Origin of the sequence: Amycolatopsis heterodermiae, from assembly GCF_034929455.1 — a bacterium.
Classification (GTDB): Bacteria; Actinomycetota; Actinomycetes; order Mycobacteriales; family Pseudonocardiaceae; genus Amycolatopsis; species Amycolatopsis heterodermiae.
In genome coordinates this window covers 95,206-102,725 of sequence record NZ_JAYFSI010000022.1, presented here as the reverse complement: position 1 = coordinate 102,725, position 7,520 = coordinate 95,206, and the positions used below count along the sequence as shown (strand labels likewise).

6 protein-coding genes are annotated in these 7,520 nt (G+C 72.0%); 2 read left to right on the top strand and 4 right to left on the bottom strand.

Features of this window, described 5'->3' with window-relative positions; translation table 11 throughout:
• A partial coding sequence (locus tag VA596_RS48350) for a PKD domain-containing protein (RefSeq protein WP_323337395.1) occupies window positions 1-2,860 on the bottom strand: 2,860 nt, incomplete at its 3' end.
• Window positions 2,861-3,131: 271 nt separating this feature from the next.
• A complete protein-coding gene (locus VA596_RS48345) occupies window positions 3,132-4,568 on the bottom strand; it encodes an MFS transporter (protein ID WP_323337393.1) in 1,437 nt (478 codons plus the stop codon).
• Between the two features lie 97 nt (window positions 4,569-4,665).
• On the opposite strand from VA596_RS48345, the gene VA596_RS48340 reads away from it, so the two are divergent.
• Both VA596_RS48340 and VA596_RS48335 read left to right on the top strand, forming a co-directional pair.
• Entirely contained in the window at window positions 4,666-5,214 is a 549-nt protein-coding gene (locus VA596_RS48340) for a TetR/AcrR family transcriptional regulator (protein WP_323337392.1), read from the top strand.
• A gap of 84 nt (window positions 5,215-5,298) precedes the next feature.
• Window positions 5,299-5,628, top strand: coding sequence for a putative quinol monooxygenase (locus tag VA596_RS48335; protein ID WP_323337390.1), 330 nt, complete (start codon window positions 5,299-5,301; stop codon window positions 5,626-5,628).
• Window positions 5,629-5,641: 13 nt separating this feature from the next.
• Here VA596_RS48335 and VA596_RS48330 read toward each other — a convergent pair whose 3' ends face one another.
• Complete coding sequence (locus VA596_RS48330; protein ID WP_323337388.1) at window positions 5,642-6,325, bottom strand: response regulator transcription factor; 684 nt, start codon at window positions 6,323-6,325, stop codon at window positions 5,642-5,644.
• Window positions 6,322-7,515, bottom strand: coding sequence for a sensor histidine kinase (locus VA596_RS48325; protein ID WP_323337386.1), 1,194 nt, complete (start codon window positions 7,513-7,515; stop codon window positions 6,322-6,324). The genes VA596_RS48330 and VA596_RS48325 overlap by 4 nt, the downstream gene beginning before the upstream one ends.
• Window positions 7,516-7,520: the final 5 nt, after the last annotated feature.

Genomic DNA, 7,520 nt, shown 5'->3' with positions numbered 1-7,520 from the left:
GCCGCCGGGGGAGGCCCCAGTGGGGGGGGAGGGGGGGGCGGTGGGGGGGGGTGCCCCCGCCGGTGAGCGAAACCGCACCGCCCTCGTTCCCGGTGTACGGACCGCCGGTGGCGACCACCGGCGGGTCGTTGACGACGATCCGCACGGTCGCGGTGCCGGCCCCGCCGTCGTCGTCGGTGACCTTGACCGTGATCGTGTACGTCCCCGAGACGGTGTAGGCATGCGAGGCCGTGCAGGCGCCCTGCGCGACCGTCCCGGTGACGGGCGGACCGCCGTCGGCGTAGTCCACCGTGCAGGTGTGCGTGTCGTGCTTGCCCGCGTCGGTGAACGGCGCGGTGACGGCCACCGGCGCGTCGTGGCCGAACACCTTGTCGGCCGCGGGCGCGGTGATGCCCACGACCGGTGCGACGTTGGCGAGGGTGAGCGTGGTCGTCTGGACGACCGCCGGGTGCAGGCCGTCGTTCGCGCTCAGGGTGAGCGTGAAGACGCCGTCGTCGTCACACGTCACCGTGGTGGCCAGGGCGTCGGCGTTGCCGAAGGAACACGTCGTCCCACTGTCCACTCCGGACTGCGGGGCGATGCTCCAGTGCACCGCCGACGGCGGGCCGTCGGGATCGACGACCGTTCCGCCGAGGGACACCGCGGCGCCCTCGTTGCCCGCGTACGGGCCGCCGGGCACGACCACGGGCGGGTCGTTGACGATGATCTTGGCCACGGCGGTCGCGGAACCGCCATCATCGTCGGTGACCTTCACCAGCACGTTGTACGTGCCGGAAACCGTGTAGCCGTGCGAAGCGGTGCAGGTGCCCGAACCCGGGCCCTGCGCGACCGTGCCGGTGACGACCGGGCTGCCGTCGGCGTAGTCCACGGTGCAGGTGTGCGTGTCGTGCGTCGAGACGTCCGTGAACGGCGCGGTGACCCCCACGGGGGCGTTGTGGGTGAACACCGTGTCGTCCGCCGGTGCGGAGATCGTCACGTGCGGGGCGACGTTGCTCAGCGTGAGCGTCGTCGTCTTGACGACCGGCGGGGCGATACCGTCGGACGCGGTCAGGGTGAGCGTCCAGACGCCGTCGTCGTCGCAGGTGACGGTGGTGGACAGCGCGTCGGCGTTGCCGAACGTGCAGGCCGCGCCCGGGTCGACGCCCGAGGCCGGGGCGATCGTCCAGTGCGTGGTCAGGTCCGGCCCGTCGGGGTCGGTGACGGTGCCTGCGATCTCGACCGCGGTGCCCTCCTGGCCGGAGTACGGCCCGCCCGCGGTGACCACCGGTGCGGCGTTGACCACGACGTGGGTCACGGCCGTGCCCGCCCCGCCGTCGTCGTCGGCGACCCGCGCGGTGACGGTGTGGCTGCCCGAGGCCGTGTAGCTGTGGCTCGCCTGGCAGGTCGGGCCGGTGATGGTGCCGGCCACGGGCGCGCCGCCGTCACCGAAGTCCACGGTGCAGGTGTGCGTGTCGTGGCTGCCCGGGTCCGTGAACGGCGCGGTGACCGCGACCGGGGTGCCGGGGCTCACCAGCGCGCCGTCGGCCGGTGCGGTGATGGTGACGGCCGGGGCAACGTTGGCCACGGTGACGGTGGTGGTCTTCACGACCGGTGGGTTGACGCCGTCGTCCGCGGTCAGCGTCAGGGTGAAGACGCCGTCGTCGTTGCAGGTCACCGTGGTCGACAGGGCGTGCGTGTTGCCGAACGTGCACGCGGTGCCCGGGTCGACGCCGGAGGACGGCGTGATGGTCCACGTCGTGCCCACGCCGGGGTTGTCCGGGTCGGTCGCGGTGCCCGTGATCGGCACGGCCGAGCCCTCGTTACCGGTGTACGGGCCACCCGCGGAGACCACGGGAGGTCCGTTGACGAGCACGTGCGTGCAGTCGGTGACCGCGCCCGCGCCGCCGCCGTCGGTGCCGGCCGCGGTGACGCACAGTTCGTGCGTGCCCGCGCCGAGCGGCGGGGTGGGCACGGTGAAGTTCACCGACGCCGGGCCGGTCTGCGGCAGCCCCGGGGTGACGTTGGTGACCGGGATCGCGGCGCCGCCGTCGACCTTCAGGGTCAGGCCGGTCAGCTTCGCGCTGATCAGGCCGGGCACCACGTTCGGCAGGTTCGCCGGGTCGGGCACCGCGGTGCAGGTGCCGTGGGTGAGGTCCGCGATGGCCTGCAGGCTGGCGTTGTAGCTGGTGCCGGCGCAGCTCGAGCCCGCGCCGACGGCGAAGGTGTAGTAGGTGACGTCCGCCGGGACCGCGCCCGCGGCCGGCCGCACGTCGCCCGAGGCGACCCCGTCCGACATGAACACCACGATCTTGCGGGCTTCGGTCTGGGCGTTGGTGACGGTGGTCGCGGAGCCGATGCCCGCGATGTAGTTGGTGCCACTGCCGACGCTCTTGGAGGTGAACTGCCCGACCCCGCCGATGACGGCCGAGTTCAGCACCTCGTCGACGTCACGGGTGCCGTTGGTGTTGGCGTCGGTGGCCGGGCCGGTGAGCAACTGGTCCCCGGCGGCCGGGACGACGTCCGCGGGCGCGGCCGACGAGCCGAACACGACGGCGCCGACGTGCCCGACGACCGTGTTCGCGCTCGCGGCGTTGGTGTTGAGGTTCTTGCCTGCGATGATTTCGCAACCGAGCACGTTGGTGCTCGAACAGCTCGACGCCGTGCTGCCGGAGACGTCCAGCACGTAGGTCAGCGCGGTGTCCTTGACCGCGACGCCGGTGCCGACCGCCGCCGTTCCGGTGACCGTCACCGGCCCGGGCGGGACGACGGCGTTGTCGGCGGGCCCGGTGATGTCCACCGCGATGCTCGTCCCGCCCGGAAGGTTCCCGTTCACGGCGTTCGCCGGGACGGAACTCGCGAGCAGAGCCGCGATTCCCGTCACTGCGGCGCACGCCCATAGCCTGCGTCTCATTCGTTCTCACGCTTCTTTCACTGATTGAGGATGTGGTGTGAAAATCGCGTTAAACGAACGGATGGTTACTAGGCTGATTCAGTGAGTTGTTGGTGAGGCCGTTCGAGTGCCTTTTGTTTTTCCGTCGAACGGAGCAGTGACTCTTCGTTTGCGTCTTTTTTCGTGCGGCCGGGTGGGCCGTCCGGTGCGATTCCGCCGATTTCTTTCACTGAAGAGTGATCGCTGTGCGCGCAGTGCGGTTTCAGCGCCGGACCCCGGCGGATTCGGGGTCGGGGCTCGGGGTGAGGCGGCGGCCGTTGCGGGTGGCGGCGGTCTTGGCCCAGGTGCTGGTGGAGAGGACGCCGAGGGCGAGTGCGACGAGGCCGCAGCCGCCGAGGACGAACCAGGCCGCGTGGCTCGCGCCGACGAAGGCGGTGCCGGTGCCGGCGACGATCGAGCCGGTGACGGCGACGCCGATGGCGACGCCGAACTGGCGGGCGCAGGCCACGAGCGCGCCGGCGACACCGACCTGGTCACGGGGCAGCCCGGAGACGGCGGTGTTGGTGACCGGCGGGCCGACCAGGCCCGCGCCGAGGCCGAAAACGGCGTAGGTGGCCAGCAGGTAAGCGCTTTCGGTGTGCTCGGTCAGCGGGACGAGCAGGAAGCCGCCGGCGGCGAGCAGCGCGCCGCCCAGGGTGAGGGGGAGGCGGGGGCCACGGGCGGCGAGAAGCCGTCCGGAAAGGTTCGCGGCGACGGCTTGGCCCGCGGCCATCGGGATGATCATCAGTCCCGCGTGCAGCGGGCCGAAGTGGCGGACGTCCTGGAGGTAGAGGGTGTTGAGGAACAGGAACCCGCCGAGGCTGGCCGACATCATCACGGAGATCACGTTCGCGCCGGAGAACGGGGGACTGCGGAAGAACCGCAGGTCGATCAGCGGCTCGGCGCGCCGGCGCTCGACGGTGAGGATCCCCAGGAGGGCCAGGACGGCGAGCACGACCAGTCCGGCGATCAGGGGGTCGGCCCAGCCGAGGCGGGGACCCTCGATCGTCGCGGCGATGATCGACGCGAACAGGACGACGATCAGCGCTTGGCCGGGCGGGTCGAACGCGCGGGCGCGGGCGGCACGGGACTCGGGGACGAACCGCTGGGTGAGCAGGAGGGCGGCGAGCCCGATCGGGACGTTGACCCAGAACACCGATCGCCAGCCGATCCCGCTGACCAGCACGCCGCCGAGCACGGGCCCGGCCGCGATGGTGACCCCGATGACCGAGCCCCACACGCCGATCGCCCGCGCCCGTTCCCGGTCGTCGGTGAACACGCTGACGATGATCGACATCGCGACCGGGTTGAGCATCGAGCCGCCCACCCCCTGCAGGCCGCAGAAGGCGATCAGCCACCCGGCGCCGGGTGCGAGGCCGCACAGGAGCGAACCGAGGGCGAACAGCGACAGGCCGAGCCGGAAGATCCGCTTGCGGCCGAAGCGGTCGGCCATCGAGCCGGACAGCACGAGCAGGCAGGCCATGACGAGGGAGTAGGCGTCGACCGTCCACTGCAGACTGCTGACCGAGGCGTGCAGGTCCGCCGCGATCGACGGGAGCGCCACGTTGACGATGGTGAGGTTGATGCCGGTCACGCCCACGCTGAGGCAGCAGATCGCCAGCACCAGCCGGCGGTGAACGGGGGTGTTCGGGATGCTCATGGCGGATCCTCGGGCGGGTTCGATAGAGTCTCCGAGAGAAACGGAGAGGGTGCCCGGATGATATGGGGACCCTCCCCACTTACGCAAGGACGCCTGAATGACCGACCAGCCGCCCGCCAAGCGGGCCGACGCGGCCCGCAACCGCCAGCGGATCCTCGACGCGGCACGCACCGCGTTCGCCGCCACCGGGGCCGAGACGTCCATGGCCGAGATCGCCCGGCGATCCGGGGTCGGCTCGGCCACCCTCTACCGCAACTTCGCGACCCGCCGCGACCTGCTGGAGGCGCTGCTCGTCGACGAGGTCGACGAGGTCTGCGCCGCCGCCGGGACCGTCGAGGGTGACAGCCCGGGGGAGCGGCTCACGGCCTGGCTGCGCCGGTTCTTCCGGTACGTCACCACCAAGCGGCCGGTCGTCATGGGGCTGCTCGAGCACACCGACACCACCGACCCGGTCTTCCAGACCCGGGGCCGGCTGCTCGCGGCCGGCCGGCCGCTGCTCGCCGCCGCGCAGGACGCGCGGCAGATCGATCCCGGCCTCGACCTCGGCCAGATCCTCGATCTCGTGATGGCCGTCGCGAAGATCCCCGGTGACCAGGAGTACCGGCAGCCGATCCTCGACGCGGCCCTCGCCGGACTGCGCCGGTGACGGTCGTCACCAAGCCCTTCAGCTGACACTGGTGTCAGCTCGTACCTTCGATCGCGTTAACCGTCAGCGATTTCGGAGGGTTCCGTGAGCTCGAACGATGCGGTCGTCAACGTCGTCACCCTGGTCGTCGAGGAAGGTCACGAGGACGAGGTGGAGCGAGCGTTCCGCGTCGCGGTCCGCGCCGTGCACGGCGAGCCCGGCTGCGAGCGCTACGCCCTGCACCGCGATCCGCGCTCGCCGTCGACGTTCGTGCTGATCGAGAAGTGGGTTTCGGCCGAGGCGTTCCGGGAGCACGAGAAGGCACCGGCCCTGGCCGCGCTCACGGCCGCGATCGGCGGGTTGTTCGCCGCGCCGCCGATCATCCAGACCGTCAGCCCGCTGCCGGAGGGCGACGAGCACCTCGGGCAGCTGTGACGGCGAGTGCGTCTCACAAGCCCGACGTGTCGTGGGGCTCGATCAGGCCGTGGTGGTGGCCGAAGCGCACGGCGTGCACCCGGTCCCGGAGCCCGAGCTTGGCCAGCACCCGCGAGACGTGCGTCTTGACGGTCTGTTCGCCGACGTAGAGCTGTTCACCGATTTCGGTGTTGGAGAAACCGGTGGCCATCAGCAGGAACACCTCGCGCTCGCGCGCGGTGAGCCGGTCCAGGCCGGGCGCCCGGTCCCGGTCCGGGACGGCCGGGGCCAGCGCGTCGGCCAGCCGCGGGGCGAGCCGGCTGGTGATCGACGGGTCGAGGTAGGTGTCGCCCCGGGCGGCGACGCGGATCGCGGTCACGAGCTCTTCCGGCGGCAGGCTTTTCAGGACGAACCCGCTCACGCCCGAGGCCAGCGCGGAGCGCACGTAGTCGTCGGTGCCGAACGTGGTGAGCAGGACGATCTTCAGGTCCCGCCGCCCGGACGACATCAGCTCGCGGGCGGCGGCGAGACCGTCGAGCTTGGGCATGCGCACGTCCAGGACGGCGAGGTCCGGGTCCAGCGCGGTGACGGCTTCGACGGCGCTGTAGCCGTCGCCGACGTCGGCGACGCACTCCATGTCCGGCTGGGCGTCGAGGACCGCGCGGAACCCGGACCGGAACATCGCGTGGTCGTCGGCGATCACGATGCGCAGGGTCACGATCCACCTCCCAGGGGCATGGTCACGCTCGACTCCCAATAGTGCCCGGCCGCGCCGAAAGACGCGGTCCCGCCGAGTGTTTCGACCCGCTTGCGCATCCCGTCGAGACCGACCCCGAGCCCGGGGGAGCCGCCCGCGGCCGCGATCCGGTTGCGGGTGGTGAGTCCCACGTGGTCGCCGCCGTAGTCGAGCTCGACCCGCGCCGCGGTCCCGTCGCCGTGCCGCAGCGTGTTCGTCATCATCTCCTGCGCCACCCGGTACAGGGTGGTGTCGACGGCCCGCGGCAGCGGGTGCGGGTCGTTGTAGACGACGAACGTCACCTGCAGCCCGGACGACCGGACGCCGTCGAACAGGTCCGGCAGCATCGTGGCGCCGGGCTGCTCCGGTGACCGATCACCTTCGTGCAGCAGGGAAAGCAGCCGCCGCAGGTCGACCATCGCCGCTTGGCTGGACTGCTCCACCGCGGTGAGCGAGGTGCGCACCGAGCCGTCGGCCGGCACCGGCACGGCCGCGAGGTTCAGCCGCGCCGCCGTGGCGTGGACGCCGATCGCGCTGACGTGGTGGGAGATGACGTCGTGCAGGTTGACGGCGATCGTTTCGCGCTCCTTGGCCACCGCCGCGGCCACCTCGGCCTCCGCGTCCCGCAGCGCCGCCTCCCGCTGGTGGCGCAGTTCGTCCACGTGCGCCTTGCGCGCCGTGGTGTACCGCCCGACCAGCCACGGCAGCAAGGCGTTGGCGGACACCAGGGTCACGAGCGAGGCCGGCGCGGTCAGCCCGCTGATCAGCAGCGAGCACAGGACACCGCCGCACAGCACGGCCAGTGCCGCGCCGGCCGGCCGGCCGCGCAGCCAGGCCCCGGCGCGGTAGGCGCTGACCAGCTGGCCGGCGGTGCTCGCGCTCCGGCCGGGGAGGACGAAGGCGAGCGCGGGAACCAGCAGCGCGTGCCCGAGCGCGACCCAGCCGGAATACCGGGGCGACGACACGAGAACGGCGTCCGCGACGACGATTCCGGCCAGCAGCAGCACGTTCCACGGCCCCGGCGCGGGTCCCCGCGTCACGAAGCTCGCCACGTCGATGACCAGGCAGAACGCGCCCACCAGAAGCGACTGGCGCGCCAGCGATCGTTCCGCCGGGTGCGTGCCGGTGCGGGCGCGCCACCGGCGGGCCATTTCGTTCGTGCTGCTGGGCATCCGGC